Origin of the sequence: Candidatus Pantoea multigeneris (assembly GCF_011752615.1) — a bacterium.
Taxonomy (GTDB): Bacteria; Pseudomonadota; Gammaproteobacteria; order Enterobacterales; family Enterobacteriaceae; genus Pantoea; species Pantoea multigeneris.
The window spans coordinates 467354-486622 of the sequence record NZ_VWXF01000001.1 but is presented as its reverse complement, the minus strand read 5'-3'; the positions used below and the strand labels follow the sequence as shown (position 1 = coordinate 486622).

Below are 19269 nucleotides of genomic sequence, written 5' to 3'. Positions count from 1 at the left end.
GCCTTCCTCCATGCCTTGGGTGATAACTCCTTGAGAAACCAGAAACAGTATGCGGCATCTAAATAGAAAATTGTTACCTATATTATTTACTTATTGCCAGGAATTAGGTGAGAATGACCTGTTTTTTGCTTAAAAAGGAAAGGAGTTTCCCATCATGGCACTTAGTCCGACAGATATGAAGATTCTCAAGTTGCTACAAGATGATGCCCGCGTGACCAACCAGGAACTGGCAGAAAAGATCGGCATGTCGGCCTCACCTTGCTGGCGCAAAGTGCGCAAGCTTGAGGAAGATGAAGTGATTCAGGGCTATCGCGCGGTACTCAACCGTAAAAAGATTGGTTTGGGCGTGATGGTGTTTATCCGCGTGGCGATTGATAGCCACAGTGAAGCTGAAGCACGAAAATTTGAGCAAGAAGTCACGGCGCTAGAAGACGTGGTGGCCTGCTACAGCATCGGCGGAGACGCCGATTTCTTGCTGCAAGTGGTCGCGCCCGATCTCGACTATTATGCCGATTTCGCCATGTCCGTGGTGCGCAGGCTGCCAGGCATTAAAGAGATGCAGAGTATGTTTGTGTTGAAAGAGATTAAGCCGCTGGTAACGTATCCCATTAAAAAGGGGTGAGGGGGATTATTGCCGGGGCGGCGATGTCAGCATCAAGATCAAATCAGAAAGCAAAAACCGCTTAAGTGACCTTAGGCGGCTCCCGATAGACACACACTAAGCATTAACTGCAGCAACGTCAGCCTTAAAGTAGCGGTAAAAATAGAGGCTAAGTGCACCTCCAGCGACAGCAGAAATGAAGAGTGAATGGTTAATACCATAACGATGCGCGAGCATACCCCAAAAGATCGAACCAGATGCCGCTCCCAGATAAACCGAGAAGAAATAGACCGAGAGCCCAAAGGCGCGCTGCTGTGGAGGAAACGTTCTTGTAAAGAGAACATTCAATTTCACCAGAATGACAAAGGTGCATAATCCACATATCAACATACTGATACTGGTGGAGGTCAACTCAGCCGGGAATGTCATCAATAACAGCAATGCGTAGAGCATCAGTAACGCTGCAACCTGATAACTGGCCGAGATTCGCGGTAATTTGTGGACGAACAGCGTTCCGCCTATCGCACCTAATCCCATCATCATTGAGAAAGCAGATAGCACAGGAACCTGTGGGTTTAATAACGTGTAGTTTTGCGCGATTGACGGTGTGAGCACCTGTAAACTGCAACAACAGAAGGCCACGGCATAAGCGATGCCGATCAACTTGAAAGGTATTTTCCGCAATGCGGGAGATGTTTTTTCTCTCAAATGTGATGATAACCATGCCCCCTGATCTAGTACTACGATGGTAAAGGCTGCCCACAGTGTAGCGATAGCGCCTATCGCGGCGGGAAGTGTCGGAAGGTTAAACCTCAGAACCAGTGCTAATAACAGCGGACTCAGGACGCGGGCAATATTCACCGCCATGCCGTGTACTGACAGGACGGATTCGGTTTTCTCTACGGGAAAAAGCGAGACTATGGTCGCCTGATAGGAGGGACCGCGAATCGCAATGCCGTTATTCATCAGGAGCAGAGAAAGCAAACCCAGCGCAAAATTCACAGTATGACTAAAATAGTCATAGGCAAGAATCAGCCCGGCCAACACAAAAACTTGCCCAATGAGATGTAACCCTTTGCGTGAAAATTTATCGCCTAAGTAACCCACAAACAGAGTGAGCAGAGCAAAAGGGATATTGGTGGCAAAATAAACCCAAAAGGCGTTGTCTGACGTAAGCTGACTCCAGCTCCAGGCGAAGAGCAGGGTCTGAACCTGATTAACAAGTTGCAGCGCCAGCGTCCCAGACCAGTAGGCAGCAAACGTCCGGTTTCTCATCAGATTGACAGTGACCATCCTGGTACTCACAGTAAAATTTTTTCTCTCAGGTGAAAGCTGATCTACCTACATCGCGATCCCATTGGGCTCAGGCAATCAATATTGATACCGCTTGCGGCACGCAGTGGGTTCGACATAGCCCCTATTGCACTATTAATGTCTAACGATCCGCAATGTATTCTTTTGAATAAGACTATCTCTAATAAGCAATTAGAATTTTCTGATGCGGTTTTCCATATTCACACATTTTTATTCTCATAATAATGCATGCCGTTTGCAGAGGTTTTTTACGGCGGATGTGAGAATGTGAAATTCATCCCTGAATTGATGGATTTAAATATGTTGAATAATGAATCAATCCACTGTCAGCAGCATATTGGCGACTGGTGAAACAGAACTCATTAGCGGACAGAAAACATTGCAATGACGGTATCCTGTTCAAGGATCAGTGATTGCACAGGTAGCAGGCTATGCAGGTACTCAAGTCTTATGGACGAAGGCGGCGCGTAATCAAGCCGTCCCGTCGAATGGCTTGTGATGTTGCTTGCGATGAAAACAAAAAACCCGCTTAAGTTGCCTTAAGCGGGTTTTTCTAAATTTGGCTTCTCTGACTGAACTCGTTGACTGGCTCCCCGTTGATTAATACACCGTGATGTTAGTAATGTCTTCATAAGTCACATGAGGACATCCCTATGAAGATGCGATTTTCCGACGAACAGATCATCAGTATTCTCCGTGAGGCCGAAGCCGGGGGTTCGGCCCGGGAACTCTCTATTTCAGACGCTACCTTCTACACTTGGCGCAAGAAGTTTGGCGGCATGGAAGTCCCCGAAGTGAAGCGGGTCAAGTCACTTGAAGAGGAGCGCGCGCGCCTCAAGAAGCTGCTCGCTGAAGCCATGCTGGATAAGGAGGCGCTTCAGGTGGCTCTGCCGAAAGTTCTGACGACAGACCAGAAGTGGGAAGCCGTGGAAGTCATGTGTGAGAAAACGGGACTGTTATAACGCCTGGCTGGTCTGCCCCTCTCAACCTGCCGTTATTCGGTTTAGCGTCCGGCTGCTGACGCGCAACTATCTCTGCGTATCACTGAGCTGTCACATGAACGTCGCCGGTTTGGTTACTGGAGCGTCTGGCAGTTATTGCACCGGGAGGGCCTTGATGTCAACCACAAGAGGGTTTACCGCATCTACTATCTTAACGGTCTCGGTGTCAGAAGCAGGCGACGCCGGGATCTGACGACTGAGCGGCTTCCGCTTCTTCGCCCGGATGCGCCGAACCTGACATGGTCGATGGATTTTGACATGGATGCACTTGCCAGGGGCTGTCGGATTAAGTACCTAACCTACGTGGATGATTTCACGAAGGAGTGTTTGACGATAACCGCCGCTTTCGGTATTTCAGGCGTTCAGGTCGAGCGTATTCTGGACAGCATCGCGCTGTTTCGTGGCTATCCGGCAACGATAAGAACTGATCAGGGCTCGGAATTTACCTGCCGTGCGTTTGAACAGTGGACATTTGAGCATGTTGTAGAACTACGACTTATCCAGCCGGGTAAGCCAACACAGAACGGATTTATTGAGATTTTTAACGGACGCTTTCGAGATGAATGCCTGAATGAGCATTGGCTCAACGATATTCTTCATGCCTGGAAAATCATTAATGACTGGCGGCAGGATTATAACGAGTCCAGACCTAATTAATTGCTGAATTACAAGGCGCCGTTTGAATTTTCAGCATACTGGCGAAACGGGAAACATAAAGAAAAACCAACTGATATTAATAACTAAGATTGTATCTAATACTTAGGGTAGGAAACAATACAAATAAATTATTTGGTTTTTTTGAGACCTAAGTAATAGCAATTATCTGGAACCGCTTTCCAGAGTGGGATTATTGCGTTAGCAAATTCTACGAATTGTTCTTCTGAAACATGTAAATCATCATGGGTAGGAACGTTTTGCGTACCTCACGATCCGGTAGGGTGTTGATAACAATCAGGATTATTGAGTGATAGTGTTTGATGTGCAGCCCCGTCATTAATGCAAGAATTCTATTTCTTAATGATGCACGATTTGGGCCAAGGGCAGATCATTGAATATAATTCATCATAATCCAATATGAAGCGCTATCCATATGAGTTATAAAGATTTAGTTAATAATTGTAACCTATTCTTTTGGAAAGAAAGATAGCGTTATTTAAACTTGTGCGCAAGATATTGTAATTAAAGGATAAAGTTATGAATAGTCAAGATTTAACCTTCGAGGTCATTAGCAACACTAATGCAGCATCCCAGTATACAGGTGGCTGCTCAGGGAGCCGAAGTGAGTGTTGTACTCGTACGTGCACGCGCGCTTCTGATGACGAACAAACATCTTCATTAGAAGCTTGGGACAAATATCTTGAAATCAACGCTGGGGTTTTACAATATTGATATCTTGCACCGCCTCATAAGAGGCGGTCTTTAAGGGTTAATAATGATTGGAAAAATTTTTAAAATTAAAGATACTGTTGATGTTTATATTTCAGAAAACAATGAGGATGATAGTGTAAATATTAATTTTCATATAATGACAACCAGAGATAGAATAGAGATAAAGGCAAAAAAAATGTTTCTAACTTCTTGGCTATGTTGGATGGTAGTAGAAGCATAGAGAATATAATGTTACAAATGGGCATTAAAAACAAAGAAAATCTAGATGGGATACTTAAGTTTCTGTTAGATCATCGATTAATTTTCGATGTGTCTGAAGTTGATAATTCAAACTCAAGATTCATTAGACAAACAACCTTTTGGGATGACTTTGTATTAGACCGTAGTGGTACTGAATCCCAGCTCATACTCGAAAGGAAAAAAATTGTTTTACTAGGTTGCGGAGCGACTGGGTCTAAACTTTTAGAAGTTCTGGTTAGATCTGGAGTGAATGATATAACAATTGTAGATTATAAGAATCTATCCGAAAGTAATAGGACTAGCCATAATTATTATGATAAAAACTACGTGGGAAAGCCTAAGGTGGAAGCACTTCAGGACTTTTTATTAAAAATAAATAAAAATATTGAAGTTAATCCATTTAATGAAAAACTATTTCCTCACACGGATATTTCCAAGTGGATTCCAGATGATTCTAACCTTATAATCAATACGCTCGATGAACCCTATATTGGACACACTTCTCTTAAAGTTGGAAGATATGCTCAAATTAAAAAGATTCCTTTTTATGTAGGTGGTGGTTTTGATGCACATCTTATGAGCTCCGGTGAGATAGTTAATCCTCCGCATACGCCGTGCATAGATTGCATACAGAATACTTTCTCAAATGCTCTAAAAGATTGGAAGCCAATATATACATCACTCGATAATCTACCGGCTAAATTAGTAAGTAAAGATTTGGTGAAAAGGTCAAACTATATTGCCGGAGGGGCAGGGGGGTTATCGGCAATGAGCTCATTTTCTGCAAATCTATCCGCATTAAAGCTGGTTAATTTTCTTTTAGATGATTCTGCTTTTAGTTATGATAATGAAAGACTTGAATACCTCCCGAATAAAGGGGAGATGACGATCTTTAAATTTGAACAACAACCAAAGTGTAAAATTTGCAATGAATAAATCATATCGAATGAGGCAAAGTGTAGGCATAATACAACTGGAAGATCTTGTGGAGTTTTACAAGTCTAATGTAAGAGTTGGAATTAAATTAAAGATGAAACATGGACACATAAGTGAACTGCTAAAACAGTTCAATGGAGAGAAATCATTGAACGACATTTTAAATAACAATCCATTGATTAAGGGATCACAATTAATCAACTTAGTCAATTTCCTTAATGAAAATAACATCCTTATCGAGAGCGACGTTGAATATCCTCATGAGTTGGCTGAGACACACTATAGGATAATTAATCTATTGGAAGATTACTGTATTTCAACTTCTGAAGTGTTGTCAATAATTAATAAAATAAAAAAATCAAAAGTTGCAATTATTGGGCTAGGTGCAGTTGGTAGTAATATTTCAGTTCAACTAGCTCAATCTGGCGTTGAATCTTTTGTGATAGTTGATTGTGACATCGTTGAGTTAAGCAATTTGCATAGGCAGAGTTACTTCGAAAATGAAATATCAGAACTTAAAGTAGATGCATTATCAAATCAACTTTATAACTTTGGTGCTAAAAGTGTTGAGAAGATAAATAAACGTCTTACCGACATAAAACTAGATGATGGATGTCCTCTATCAAAGGTGGATTTAATTATAAACTGTGCTGATGAACCTTCAGTAGACTTTACAAGTGAAATAATAGCTAAGCATTGTATGAACTACAAAATCCCTCACATAGTCGGCGGGGGATATAATTTGCACCAAACTTTGATCGGGCAAACTATTATTCCATATGAAACTGCTTGTTTTAATTGCTTCAGGGTTTATCTGGATTCAATTAATACTTCGGAGCTGGCCGGCGTCAGAAAACTACATAGAGAGAGTCGAAAGTTAGGTTCATATTCACCACTGTCAGGAATTGCCGCTAGCTTGGCATGCCTAGATTCAATAAAGTTACTATCAGGAAAAAAAGAATATTTACAACAAGCAAATAAAAGGATTGAATTTAGCTTACGTACATCAAAGTTTAATAATGTCAATGTCGAACGACATCCTCAGTGTGAATGGTGTGGAGAGAAAAATGGATAAGTTGATTTTTTCAGGAATAAAAACCCACAACTTGAAGAATATTGATGTTGAAATTCTTCGAAATAAAATTACGGCAATTTATGGTAGATCTGGTGCCGGGAAATCATCTTTAGCGATGTCTACTATTTATCAACTGTGCAAAAATGAATTTGATGCAATTGAAAATGGTTCAATTGATAGTCATGATTATGAATTATCAGGATACAACGGGGTAATTCCCGCAACTGCTATATCTCAGCGAAATGCTAATAATAACCCACGCTCAACATTATATAGTTACTTGAATATTTCATTGTTATTGTCACTATTAAAAAATAATAATACCATACCTGACTTTCATGATTTGAAAATTAACAATGCGAAAAATTCTTGCTTGAAATGTGATGGTCTGGGAGAAATCATTCGACTTGAAAATACAAAAATGATCGATCACTCACGGAGTTTAGATGATTCGCCTTTTTATTGTTGGCGTAATGGCGAGCTATCTGATTATTACAATCAATTACTAATTGCATTTTGCAACAATGAAAAAATAGACGTGTCAAAGAAAATAGATCAGTTAAGTGACTTAGAACGGGAGAAAATTTTCTTTGGTCAAAGTGATAAAAAATTAATTTTTAGGTGCAAGCACAAAGGGGTAATGAAACAAAGAAGAGCATTTTATATTGGTGTCATGATATATTCACAAAAAAACATTAAAATGAAGTCTAGTACACCTTTTACCAGTAATGAAATCTGTGATGAGTGTAATGGTTCAAGAATTAATGAAAGAACTTCAAATTTAAATGTATTGAATATCAGTTTTAAAAGTTTTTTGGTAACTCCGATTTCAAAGCTTATTCAAGAAGAAATCATTATAGATCAAGGGGAGCAATTATATAAAATACTATCATCTATGGTTAAAATGGGATTAGGGTACTTAAATCTAAGTAGGTCAATCCCTAGTTTGTCTGGTGGGGAATTACAGAAAACACTCTTCAGCAAGCTATTGACATCAAATATAAATGGAATTATTTTGGTGTTGGATGAAATTTCGTCTCAAGTTAATGAGCTCGAACATGATCGACTCATAGAGTACATTAAATATCTTTCTTTAAATAACACAATTTTATTAGTTGAGCATAATTATAAGTTTATTGAAATGGCCGACATTAAATTGCATATTGGCTCACATGCTGGAGAAAGAGGGGGGTATATATGCCAAGATGAATTAATACTTCCATTTAAAAATAACAACAAGAGAAATAAGATAATAGATCTGGAATTAATTGAGTCATTAAGTTGTAATAACGTAATCAATCAGAGTGTAAACATTCCGTTAGGATGTGTAACTTTATTTCGGGGGCAATCAGGATCTGGAAAGTCATCCCTCGCTAAAGCAATATGTAAGCAGCAAGAATCCATTTATATAAGTCAAAAAATCCCAAGTTATTCCTCTAGATCAACACTTTCAACAATTACAAAGCTAAATATCCTGATTGCAGAATTTTATGCTAAAGAGACAGGTCGCCCCATTGATAATTTCATTCCGACTAAATTGGGTGCGTGCAAAGTTTGCTTAGGTTTAGGTGTGGTTAAATATGAAAGGAGTTATGAAAAAGACATTTATATAACTTGTCAAAGTTGTGATGGTGATCTATTTGATCGGGAGGTCGTTGAAACTAAAATACCGGTTAGAGGTGTTAGTATTATAGATGCTTACTCGAAGGAAATAAGTTATTTGATTGATATTTTCACTGGTACTAGGTTTCACAGCATCCTTAAAACAATGCATGAACTTGGTCTTTCCCATTTGGCGATGAAAAGAAGGACTCAGACTTTGTCCGGCGGTGAGTTACGTAGAATACGTCTTTGTGAGCTATTAAATAAAAGCCGTAAAACTAATAAAATTATGATAATTGATGAGCCTACAGCGGGTCTGGACTCTGAAACTGCATCCAAGGTTTTAGATTTAATATACAAAAAATCATCATTTTTTAAAGCAGTGATTTTAATTGAGCATAAGTCGGAAGCTTTAAATTACATTGACTATATCGTTGAGGTAGGACCTGGATATGGATTGAGCGGAGGGAAGGTGATTGGGCAAAAATCTATATTTTCTTAATTTATTTATTCAAGTTTTGTGAGTTAAGTGAATATATAAATACTGATATATCAGGAGATAGCCAATATATATGTAATGAATGCTATTTCCTAAACAGGTGATCTTAATACCGCTCCACTTTGGTTAATCCATGCCTCCCTCCCAGGAATGGCTGGTGGTTTTCATGAAGTGACGGCCCGGTATTAAAGATTTTCTTTCAACTAGATGCTACGTATCTCAGCTTTTATGGATGATGTAGTTATTGACGATGAGCTTGATGTTTATTGCCAGTCTGTATTTCGTTTTGAGATGTATCGGCAGTCAGATAAATATGAATGATCTTTAATTGCAGCCACCGATATGTTTGGCTCAGCCTGTGCTACTGTTCAGCGCTCCAGCCAGGTAGTATTTTCATTCTCCCAGTGTGATCAAGCGTTATTGCTGACCGCGTTGCTATTAGTCAGTACCAATTTAATGGTTGAGATAATTATTAAATTTATTTTCATATAAAAAGTATGTTACGACTACTTTGTTGCTAATATTGGGATTGTCACGGTACTCATTTCTTCTTTATGCGGGTAACTAATACACAGCGTTAGAGCGGCTATGCGTTAGACCAACATTAGGGAGTAGGTAAGCTTCAAGACGAGTCTAAGTCAAGCGCTGATAAAAGTCTCAACATGGTATTTTCGTCGCGAACTAACATTGGGAAATTATTTCAAAAAATGGAAATTATTACTATTTTCCAGTTGTTCCGAATGATAATAGATTTTTGGCTTCGTCGTGATGTTTCCTTGTGTCTGCCAGTGACACATCAAGAGAGATATTTAAGGAAACTCATACTTTTTAGCTTTGATAACTACTAGTATTTTTAGCGGTTAGGATGTTCCAGCAGATAGGACTGTATATGCCAGCGAGCCTTATAGCTATTTGAGAAGGTTTTGTATTTTTGAACTTTAGTATCAGTAAGTTGAATGATGATTTCCTTTTATTTGTGGGATGGTTACACAGCGTTGCTAACATTTATTACCCGTAAACGAGATATTGCTTTGAGTTTTTAGTGACGTATGTCGACAAGCGGGAACGAATAACCCGTGGAGAGAAAACAAAAAACCCGCTTAAGTTGCCTTAAGCGGGTTTCTCTAAATTTGGCTCCTCTGACTGGACTCGAACCAGTGACATACGGATTAACAGTCCGCCGTTCTACCGACTGAACTACAGAGGAATCGGTTGATGCGGCGCATATTAGCGATGCGAGACGCAGGCGTCAAAGGCTATTTTACTCTGGTGTGTTCAAGTGCTGCTTTTGCCAGCAAATAAGGCTAAAAATCACCACTTTGCACAGATTTAACCCGATTTTCGGCAAACGAAAGGCGCTTATGTGCAGAGTGATATTACTCTGCGCTTTTTGTTGGTGGTGTCTGATCTGCGCGGCGAATTATGTTGAGGGGATAATTTACCTCTGTTAAGGAACAGGTTTTGAGCGAACAGAAACGCAGGCGTCTAAAGACGCTGGTGGGTGCGGGTAACGTGGTCACGGCAACCAACGATCTGCAACGCGGCTATGGCGTGGCGCGGGCGGCCAAACTGGCACAGATTGCCGAACGGGAGAAAATCACCGGGTTGTTTACTGCCGATTTGCTCCAGGCCGATCCGGCGGGGCTCGCGGGGGTGACCGGGAGTCAGGACCCGCTGATGGCACTGGCGGCTATCAGCCAGGCCACCGCCGATATTGGCCTGGTCGCCACCGTCAGCACCAGTTGGCTGCATCCTTATCATCTGGCACGGCAAATGGCGACGTTAGACCACCTGAGTGGTGGCCGGGCGGCGTGGAACGCAGTGACTTCATCGGTGGGTGAAGAGAACTTTGGCAATGAGCCACTGCCAGCGCCTGATGAACGCTATGCCCGTGCCAGTGAATTTATTCGTGCCTACAATGCGTTGTTCGATGCCAACGACCCCGCCGCCGTGCAGCGTAAATCCAGCGGCGGGATCAGTATTGATCCGCAGAAACTCCATCCCATCAATTTTCGCGGTGACTACATTCAGGTCGCTGGTCCGCTGAATGTGCCACCGCCGCCGCAAAGACGCCCGGTCCAGTTCCAGGCGGGTCAGTCTGAAGCGGGTATCAATCTCGGTGCGCGCTATGCAGAGGTCATTTACACCTCTCAGCCCACGCTGGCGGACGCACAGCAGTTTGTGACAGAGGTACAGCGTCGTGCCATCAGCTTTGGTCGGGCAGGGCGGCTACCGCTGTTTATGAACTCGTTCCATGCCATCATCGGAGAAAGTGAGGCCGGGGTAGAACGTCGTTTGCAGGAAAAATATGACCGCATCGACTATCAGCAAGGGCGCTTACGTCTGGCGGATATGCTGGGTGGTGAAGTCGATCTGTCTGAGCTGAAGCTGGATGCGCCGATCCCCCCTACGCTGATACCGGACGTGTCACAAGTTTATCGTCGTCAGGGGCGAGCGCAGATTTTCCGCAACTTTGCCCTACAAGGTTTGACGCTGCGTGAACTGATTATCAAGGCGGAAGAGACCGGGCATTGGTTTGTTGCCGGTGTGCCAGAACAGCTCGCCGATGCCATTGAAGAACGCTATAACGCGGGCGTGCTGGATGTCATTTCGCTACATGGACTGGGCAACCCCGATCAGGAAGATCTGTTGATCAATGGATTACTGCCTGAGCTGCGTCGGCGCGGCCTGTTGGATAGCGACTATGTAGGGGCGGATTTCCGTTCAAACCTCGAACTGGCACCGCTGCCAGGCTGGCAGCTTGCGGTGCCGTTCAGCAACTGAGCCGCATTAGTCTGCGGCTCTGAAAGTCAATTGTGTGTCCAGTAGGTGCCGGTTTCCGGAATCGGCAGAAATTGCTGATTCATCTCCCTTATCGTCTCTTCAGGGGAGAGATCGTGGAACAGTTGCGGGTGGAACGTTTTAGCAAAGAATTCCACCGCCAGTAGGTGCCACGGGCTCATATAGTAATTCTGCCAGAAGGCGTAGGCATGATGTTGTTGCACTGCGGGCAAAGCTGAAGCCATTGTGTCTTGCGCTAAGGCATGCAAGAACGTGGTTTTGGCTTGATCTGCATTCACCAACGGACCCAGTTGCAGATCGGAGGCGTCATCCGGGCCAGACGATCCGGTGGCGATGTAGATATCAGGGTTGGCGGCAATCACGGCTTCAGGATTCAACTGACCAAATACGGCGGGAAAACGCCCTGCGGCAATGTTGTCCCCGCCCGCGAAGGCGATCAAGTCAGCCAGATTACCGTGCGCGACCGTGGTGCAGCACTCCGCTTTCTTACCGAGGTGTAACTGCAACATGACCTTCGGTCTGGTGCCGTGCCACTGCTCAAGGCGATCGCGAATGTGCTGCATATGTTGTTGATAGAAAGCAATAAAGCGTTCAGCTTTCGCCTCATCGCCGAGCGCCGCACCTAATGTGCGCAGGCTGGTAACCGTATTGGCGAGAGGGTTCACGCGAAAATCGAGAAACAGCACCGGAATATTTACCGCTTGTAGCTGCTGCATAAACTGCGCGTTATTGGGCGGGGTGCGTGCATAGACGGGCAGGATCACCAAGTCAGGCCGCAGGGCGATAACCTTTTCAACATTAAGCTGCGAGAAGTTGGAATTGCCAATCTGGGGGATTTTGCCAATGGCGGGAAACGCTTTGACGTAACGATCCCATGTTTGTTTATCAAGATTTCGCAGATCCGCCGGCCAGCCGACCACCCGTTTCGCCGGGTTACCCTCTTCTACCAGTGCGAGGGTATAAATCATCCGGCTTTCGCCGATCACGATTCGCTGCGGGTTGTCTGGAACGTCGACCTGCCGATGCAGACTGTCAGTGAGGGTTTTGCTTTGCGATACCAGGGGTAAAAGCAACAGCAATGTCATTAGCACTCTTTTCATCTTGTTACTCATCGTGGGCACACCCATAAAAGGCATAGCGCGGCAAAATAGAAATTAATTACCGCTAGTAACGTAAACTCATCACTCACAGGCGAGGTTATCGCCTTGACAGACAACTCCCCTGGCCGGGGAGTTGACAGATCAAACGCCTGTATCAGAACTCTACGCTAGCGCTGAGCACCAGATTACGCGTTTCGCCCTCAGCAACGCGTAAATTGCCGCCACTGGATGGGTAGTACTTTTTATTGAATAAATTGTTGATATTTAACTGCAAATGCGTTTTTTTGCCGATCAGGTTATTGTCCCAGCCAATAAAGCTGTCTGCGACAGTGTATGCTGGCAGTGAGAAGCTATTATCCGGATCGCCCGCACGCACACCGACATATCTGACACCACCGCCAATACGGAAATCACCAGGCAGAGGATTAAAGCTGACCTTATGACTTAAATATACCGCACCTGAATTTCTTGGGGTGTTTTGCAGGCGGTTACCATTATTTTCAGTGCTGTTCTTATCCTCAACAATTTCTGCCTGATCGTAGCTGTAGTTTGCGTTGAGATCCCAGCCAGGGTAAATCTCTCCATTTAGCTCCAGCTCCAATCCGCTAGACCGCACTTTATCAACCGGATAGGTTGAACCATTGATGAGGAGATCGAAGTTTTTGGCATCAATACGATATAGCGCTGCGGTAGCAAAGAGGTTTGGCGTCATCTGCCATTTGCTGCCGATTTCGTACGTTGTGCCTTGCTGAGGTGCACCAACATTGCCATTGTCGTCAGGTGTGGTCGATGGCGTAAATGATTTACTCATGGTCGCGTAAAACGACACGTCAGGCGTCAGTTTGTAAATAACGCCCGTTTGCGGCAAAAACTTATTACCCACATCGCTGTAGTCCAAAGTAGAAGCACTGCCGCTTGACTCTCGCTGTTCATAATGCTGATAACGTGCACCGAGCACCGCAATCCATTTCGACGTCAGTTCAATATTGTCTTTAAAATAGACGGAACGGTTATGAATACGGTTGAGTAAATTGCTTTGTGAGGCTTTAACCGTCGTGCTGTCGGTAATGGTTTCAAGGCCATAGACTGGATTGCTAATGGTAAAGTCATTATTTTTAGTCCCATTATAACCGTTAGCACGATAGGTTTGATTCATTTCATAATCAGTACCAAAAACGACATTATGCGTCATGCCGAATATTTCAGGCGTGCCAATGGCATCCCATGAAACATATTTTGTTTTATGGTTAAACCCTCGGAAAGCATCCGGGCGGCGCGTCACCACACCGGTTGTTGCATTGATGGCCGTTGCGGTAACAGTGTTACTATTATACTGTCTCTGGTTCATGCCAAAAGTGACACGCGTAGACCAGGTATCGTTAAACTGGTAATCCCAGTGTGAACTGAATGTCTGATTGCGTCCCCATGCATGATTTGAGTAATCATCCAGACGGGTTTTATAACCAATGTTGATCGGTTTGCCATTTATGAAAGCCGTGCCGCGATCGTAGGGAATATCATAGTTGTAACTTTCATAGCTAACATCGAAGCTGGCTTTATCACCGTACCACTGTAAAGAAGGGGCGACCAGGTTATGTTTTTCATTGCCATAACCACGCCAATAGTTTTGTGCTTGTTTCTCAGCGATCAGGCGAAAAGCAAAACCATTACCCAGTGGCCCGGTGATATCAATATTGCCTGCACCACCGCCCGTACTGTTGTAGTGTCCCCCAACAATCGTGTGCCATTCATATTGCGGTTTTTTGCTGACCACATTGATCATCCCGCCGGGGTTCAAAATACCATACAATAATGACGATGAGCCTTTTAATACTTCAACGTGATCGGTTGTGGCATCAAAATTCAGGCCCTGGCTACTACGAATTCCATCGCGAAACACGGAACCATCAGCATTATTACCAAAGCCACGTCGGGTAATACTGTCTTCGGTCCCGCCTAAGGTATTTGATTGTGCAGTGCCACTGACAAATCGCATCGCATCGAACAGGCTAGTGGCTTGATAATCATTAAGTTGTTTTTGTGTTACTACGCTAACTGATTGTGCTTCATTAAGTTTATTGGTCGGTGTTTTGCTGGCGATTGACGCAGAAGAGCTGGAATATCCGCTGTCTGTTGGCTCAGTGCTACTCACGATAAGCGTGTTATTTTCGCCTGCGGCATAACTGGATGCTGAAGAGATTAATGCACCGCTGTAAACGACAAACCAGAGTTTCCCAAAGTGACGTTTATGGCTGTAAGAATTTTTATATTCTTTCATTTCCCTGTATTTTCCAAAAATCACACAAGTGGTGATGAGATGATGTGTTTATGCATTCCCAATCTACTGACGGCAATGGTTAAGAAAAATGCGTATTCCGCACTGCTCAACGTTAGGCGCAGATGAGAACGAACCTCTGATGTTATTGATAATCATTCAATCACAGGCAAATGTAGTAGTACACTAAAAAGATCCCTGCATTCACTACATTTCAGGGCGGGGATGTCTGGGGAGAATGCCCCCAATAGCGGCATGCTGCGGCAGGTATGCCAGAACGAGAAGGGGGGATGTAGCGGGAGGGTAAAGTAGCCTGGGATGCGTCAGGGAAAGAGGCGGCTCAATCTGCCGGGTGTGAGGGTCGTTAATCCTCCTGCATTTTTGAAAAAAGAGAATCGGTGCCAGGAACCAGGCTCAATCTTCGAGCCTGGCGTTATCATTTCGCGTCAATCGTTCTCCTGGACAATGGGGGCTGAGTGGGCGTTGATGGCCGGAAAAAGTGCAGCCAGTGTACGGTTCACAAATAGCCCCCCCAAAATTGCCGCAATGGCCAGTGCAGCAGCAAAAATTGTTGCTCCAGAAGCCAGCCCTAATGCATCAATCAGAAAGCCCGCTGCTACCGGCAATAATCCTGCCGGAATATACCCGCCAATATTCATCACCGCGTTGGCTTCTGCACGACGATTGTCCGGAACATGCAGGCCAATCAGGGTTAACCCTCCCAACTGGCCTAACCCCTGACCTGCACCGGCTAACAGTGCAGCCAGCACTAACAAGGGGGCGAACGAAAATTGCACCGCTGCTTCAAGGCTGGCCATCGCCAGAACGGTCGAACTTACGCTGGCAAGAAAAAGATGACGAATGTGCCAGTGGCGAAGGGCGAACTGGACCCCGGTTGCGGTCAGAAACATGGCACAGGCCATGCCACCCGCGATCATTGGGCTCTGTACATTAAGTAAATGGGAAAGGAGGGATGGCCCTAATGCGAGGACGAAAGACGTTGCCGTGATACCAGGACCAAATGTCGCGATACCACAAGCCAGATGGCGTCGATTGGCGAGTGGCACGCTGGGCAAGCGCAAACGTAAGCGTTGCGTCCGCTCAACGGTCGGTGGCGAGTAAGGCAGGCGTAATGCAATTACTAATGCGCTGGTCAGAACAATAAACTCGGTAATGAATACCGGCAGAATGGGAGCAGCGGACGCCTGTGCAACACCACCCGCCAACAGCGGGCCTAAACCGGCCCCCAGTACCATCGATACGGAAGCCAGTAATGCTGCCTGACGGCGACGGTCACTGCTGGCAAAATCACTCACTGCCGCCATGCCTGCAGACACCATCACACCGACCGAAACACCGGTCAACAGGCGGGCAACCGCCAGGGCCAGCACAGAATGCGCAGTGGCGAATAGCAGGCAAGCCAGTAGGGCTAACGAAAGTCCGGGCAGCAGCACTGGACGTCGGCCAAACCGATCGGACAACTGCCCTGCAATCAGTAACGTACCCAACAACCCTGCTATATAAAGCGCAAAAATTATCGTCAACGTACCGGTGGAAAATCCTGACTGAGCTTGCCAGTGCACATAGAGCGGGGTAGGCGAGTTAGAAAGCATAAATACGGCGGTAACCAGCCACGCCGAACTGAACATTGCCGTCGATGACGCAGTTTTCGGGGGAAGGGCTGTCTGACCTTTCATGGCATACCTCGGTAAAAGTAATCAGCGCCTGGGCGCAAACGGTGTTCAGGCTTCATGTTGAATGTGTACGGGTTCATGGGCGCGAGCCCGCCCCAGCAGAATGAATACCAACAGTGCGGTCAGGGCAGCGAGCGCAGCAAGGATGAACAGCACCCAGCGGAAGCTGGCATCGTAGGTTTGTCGCACCAGATTTTGCGTATCTGCCAGTTGTGCGGTGGCCTGCTGCAATTCGCCCAGCGCGGCACGGTTAGCCGCTGAGACAACGGTCTCTACAGGGGAGGCGGGCAGAGCATTGATGAGCCCGCTCTGGATCAGAAAGGCCAGTAGCGCACCGACAAGGGCGATGGCAACACCATCTGCGGAGACGCGAACGCAGTTAAAGATTCCAGTCGCCATTCCTGCCCGATCTTTCTCCACCACGCTGACTGCCATGCCATCCATTAGCCCCCAGGGGAGTCCAATACCGATGCCTGTAAGCGCCAGTGGCGCAATCAAGGCTGGACCCGCGCCACCTGAGATCACCTCACCCAGCCAGACTAGCCCCAGCGCAACCAGCAACAGTCCGACGCCGGAGAGCACGCCAGAGGTAAACCAGTGAGAGAGCCAGGCAGCAATAAAGGGCACCAGTAACAGCGGGGCCGCCAGTGCAATCATCATCTGACCCGCATCGAAAGCCGAGAGGCCATCAATGCCAATAAACCTGCCGGGTAAAAGGACGATAAGCGTGACAAAAAAGAACGCGGGTGAAGCGGCAAGCACCTGGACACCCACAAAACGTGCCTGACTGAACAGGCTCAAATCCAGCATGGGTCGCGTGACGCGACGTTCAATCCGTACAAAAGCAACAAACAGCAGCAGGGCCAGTATCAGTGAGCCGAGAACGATCCCATTTTGCCAGCCCGCTTCCGGGGCCAGCAGCACGGCGTAGGTAAACAAGGCAAGCGCAGCGGTAAAGCTGGTCGCGCCAGCCCAGTCGAGCCCTGTTGCAGCAGGATCGCGTGACTCGCGTGCGGCGAAGACGACTAAAATCAGGCCGACCACGCCAATCAGTGCCGTTGCCAGAAATACCCAGCGCCAGCCAGCAATTTCTACCAGCCAACCTGCGGCAAGCGGGCCAAACGCCAGCCCAATACCAAAGGTGGTGCCCAGCAGGCTAAACACTCGGGGTCGACTGGGGCCATGGAAGGTTTGTGCTAATGAAGACATTGCGCCGGCGAACGCTGCGGCACCGCCGAGTCCCTGTAGCAGGCGTAAAATGTCAATGCCAGTCACTGACGTTGCCAACGGGATAGATAAAGTCACCAGCGTGAACAGGAGCAGGCCAATTAACCACACGCGTTTTCTGCCATAGGCATCGGTCAGGCTACCGGCGGCCATCATGGCGCTGCCGTATGTCAGAATGTAGCCATTGACCACCCAGTTTAATTGTACCGCACTGCCGCCCAACTCCAGGCTCACTGCAGGCAACACAACTGCCGGGCCAGTAAAGCACAGTGGAATTAAAATGCCGGTCAGACAAGCTGCCAGCAATAATAGTCCGTTACGCGCGGCTGAGCTGCCATGAGCAAGCTTATTTTGCGTCATAAATACCATCCATAAATAAGTTAATTCAGTGGTTAGAAAAGCCACTAATCTATTCTCTGTTCACAGCATAATTCTCTGCACAGAAGCACAGGCTAAGAGGGTGCGGAACAAAGAAAAATAGGTTAATGTTCCTTACAATTCGGACAAAACTTCTTAAATGGAAATAAGATGGAATCAATGACCGGTATGACCTTCTTTATTCATGCCGCTGAAACACGCAGTTTCTCAGCGGCGGGAAGAATTTTAGGTGTTTCATCTTCCGCGGTAGGTAAAGGTATCGCCCGGCTGGAACAGCGATTAGGCGTCCGGCTATTACATCGCAGCACGCGGAGCATTACGTTAACCGCTGAAGGTGCCATGTTTCTGGAGCGATGCCGCCGCATATTACAGGAGCTGGAAGCCGCCGAGCAGGAACTGTTAGAAACGCAGCAAAATCCTAAAGGGCGGCTCAGAGTAAGTTTGCCGTTGGTGAGTGCTTTGGTGATGCCGTCAATGACGGCATTTATGGCTCGTTATCCGGACATTGAACTCGATCTTGATTTCACTGACACCCTGGTTGATGTGATCAACGATGGGTTTGATGCAGTAATTCGTACCGGCGAGCTAGCGGATTCACGTCTGATGTCACGCCAGTTAGGTAAATTTCAACTCCAGTTAGTTGCCTCGCCCGCCTATCTTGCCAGACATCCGGTGCCGCTGGTGCCAGCAGACTTGCAGCAGCATGCCTGTTTGCAACATAAGTTTCCCAGCACGGGACGCTTTGAGCACTGGCCTTTAGTTATACCTGAGGGACAGATGGCACCGGTACTGCCTGCCTCTATGATCTGCAATACCACCGAAGTGCTGATCGATGTTGCCAGAGCGGGGTTGGGGATTGCATGTCTGCCGGATTTTATGGTGAAACAGGCCATTGCGGCGGGTGAGCTGATCGTGGTGCTCAGGGATTACACCCAGCATCAAGGTGTATTTCGTATTTTGTGGCCTTCAAGCCGTTATCAAACGCCAAAGCTGCGCGCTTTTATCGATTTTATGAGCAGTCATTTATTTCCCGAAGTACCAGGTGTTAATAATTAATCAATCATATGGCAAATCTTATTGCATAGAATGAATAATTAATTCCAGTTCTTCGGTTTATCAACTTTGTCCGAAGTATT

The 19269-nt window shown here is 45.8% G+C and carries 12 protein-coding genes, 1 tRNA gene and 1 pseudogene; 8 read left to right on the top strand and 6 right to left on the bottom strand.

Features of this window, described 5'->3' with window-relative positions; translation table 11 throughout:
* Window positions 1-154: 154 nt before the first annotated feature.
* Window positions 155-622, top strand: a complete 468-nt coding sequence (locus F3J40_RS02240) for an Lrp/AsnC family transcriptional regulator (protein WP_026042660.1) — start codon at window positions 155-157, stop codon at window positions 620-622.
* A gap of 96 nt (window positions 623-718) precedes the next feature.
* Here F3J40_RS02240 and F3J40_RS02235 read toward each other — a convergent pair whose 3' ends face one another.
* Window positions 719-1894: an MFS transporter gene (locus F3J40_RS02235; protein WP_167012415.1), complete on the bottom strand. Its 1176-nt coding sequence runs from the start codon at window positions 1892-1894 to the stop codon at window positions 719-721.
* Between the two features lie 674 nt (window positions 1895-2568).
* Here F3J40_RS02235 and F3J40_RS02230 point away from each other — a divergent pair.
* From F3J40_RS02230 to F3J40_RS02215, 5 genes and pseudogenes are all read left to right on the top strand, one after another.
* A pseudogene (locus tag F3J40_RS02230) lies at window positions 2569-3660 on the top strand (IS3 family transposase).
* A 688-nt stretch (window positions 3661-4348) separates the two neighbouring features.
* Window positions 4349-4525: a hypothetical protein gene (locus F3J40_RS24795; RefSeq protein ID WP_240155267.1), complete on the top strand. Its 177-nt coding sequence runs from the start codon at window positions 4349-4351 to the stop codon at window positions 4523-4525.
* 8 nt (window positions 4526-4533) lie between these two features.
* A complete protein-coding gene (locus tag F3J40_RS02225) occupies window positions 4534-5481 on the top strand; it encodes a ThiF family adenylyltransferase (protein WP_240155266.1) in 948 nt (315 codons plus the stop codon).
* A complete protein-coding gene (locus tag F3J40_RS02220; RefSeq protein ID WP_167012414.1) occupies window positions 5474-6556 on the top strand; it encodes a HesA/MoeB/ThiF family protein in 1083 nt (360 codons plus the stop codon). The genes F3J40_RS02225 and F3J40_RS02220 overlap by 8 nt, the downstream gene beginning before the upstream one ends.
* On the top strand, window positions 6549-8660 hold the full coding sequence (locus tag F3J40_RS02215) for an ATP-binding cassette domain-containing protein (protein WP_167012413.1): 2112 nt from the start codon (window positions 6549-6551) through the stop codon (window positions 8658-8660). Before F3J40_RS02220 ends, F3J40_RS02215 begins: the two co-directional genes overlap by 8 nt.
* A gap of 1128 nt (window positions 8661-9788) precedes the next feature.
* On the opposite strand, the gene F3J40_RS02210 is transcribed toward F3J40_RS02215, so the two are convergent.
* A tRNA-Asn gene (locus tag F3J40_RS02210) sits at window positions 9789-9864 on the bottom strand.
* Between the two features lie 254 nt (window positions 9865-10118).
* Here F3J40_RS02210 and F3J40_RS02205 point away from each other — a divergent pair.
* Window positions 10119-11441, top strand: coding sequence for an NtaA/DmoA family FMN-dependent monooxygenase (locus F3J40_RS02205; protein ID WP_167012412.1), 1323 nt, complete (start codon window positions 10119-10121; stop codon window positions 11439-11441).
* Between the two features lie 26 nt (window positions 11442-11467).
* On the opposite strand, the gene F3J40_RS02200 is transcribed toward F3J40_RS02205, so the two are convergent.
* From F3J40_RS02200 to F3J40_RS02185, 4 genes are all read right to left on the bottom strand, one after another.
* Window positions 11468-12559 (bottom strand): ABC transporter substrate-binding protein, encoded by a 1092-nt coding sequence (locus F3J40_RS02200; protein ID WP_167012411.1) that lies wholly within the window; start codon window positions 12557-12559, stop codon window positions 11468-11470.
* 154 nt (window positions 12560-12713) lie between these two features.
* Window positions 12714-14837 (bottom strand): TonB-dependent siderophore receptor, encoded by a 2124-nt coding sequence (locus F3J40_RS02195; protein ID WP_167012410.1) that lies wholly within the window; start codon window positions 14835-14837, stop codon window positions 12714-12716.
* Between the two features lie 443 nt (window positions 14838-15280).
* Window positions 15281-16531, bottom strand: coding sequence for an MFS transporter (locus F3J40_RS02190; RefSeq protein ID WP_167012409.1), 1251 nt, complete (start codon window positions 16529-16531; stop codon window positions 15281-15283).
* A gap of 45 nt (window positions 16532-16576) precedes the next feature.
* Window positions 16577-18115, bottom strand: a complete 1539-nt coding sequence (locus tag F3J40_RS02185) for an MFS transporter (protein WP_167012408.1) — start codon at window positions 18113-18115, stop codon at window positions 16577-16579.
* A gap of 168 nt (window positions 18116-18283) precedes the next feature.
* Here F3J40_RS02185 and F3J40_RS02180 point away from each other — a divergent pair, with 168 nt between their 5' ends.
* Window positions 18284-19189 carry a LysR family transcriptional regulator gene (locus tag F3J40_RS02180; RefSeq protein WP_167012407.1) on the top strand — a complete coding sequence of 302 codons (906 nt, stop codon included), beginning with the start codon at window positions 18284-18286 and terminating at the stop codon, window positions 19187-19189.
* Window positions 19190-19269 lie beyond the last annotated feature (80 nt).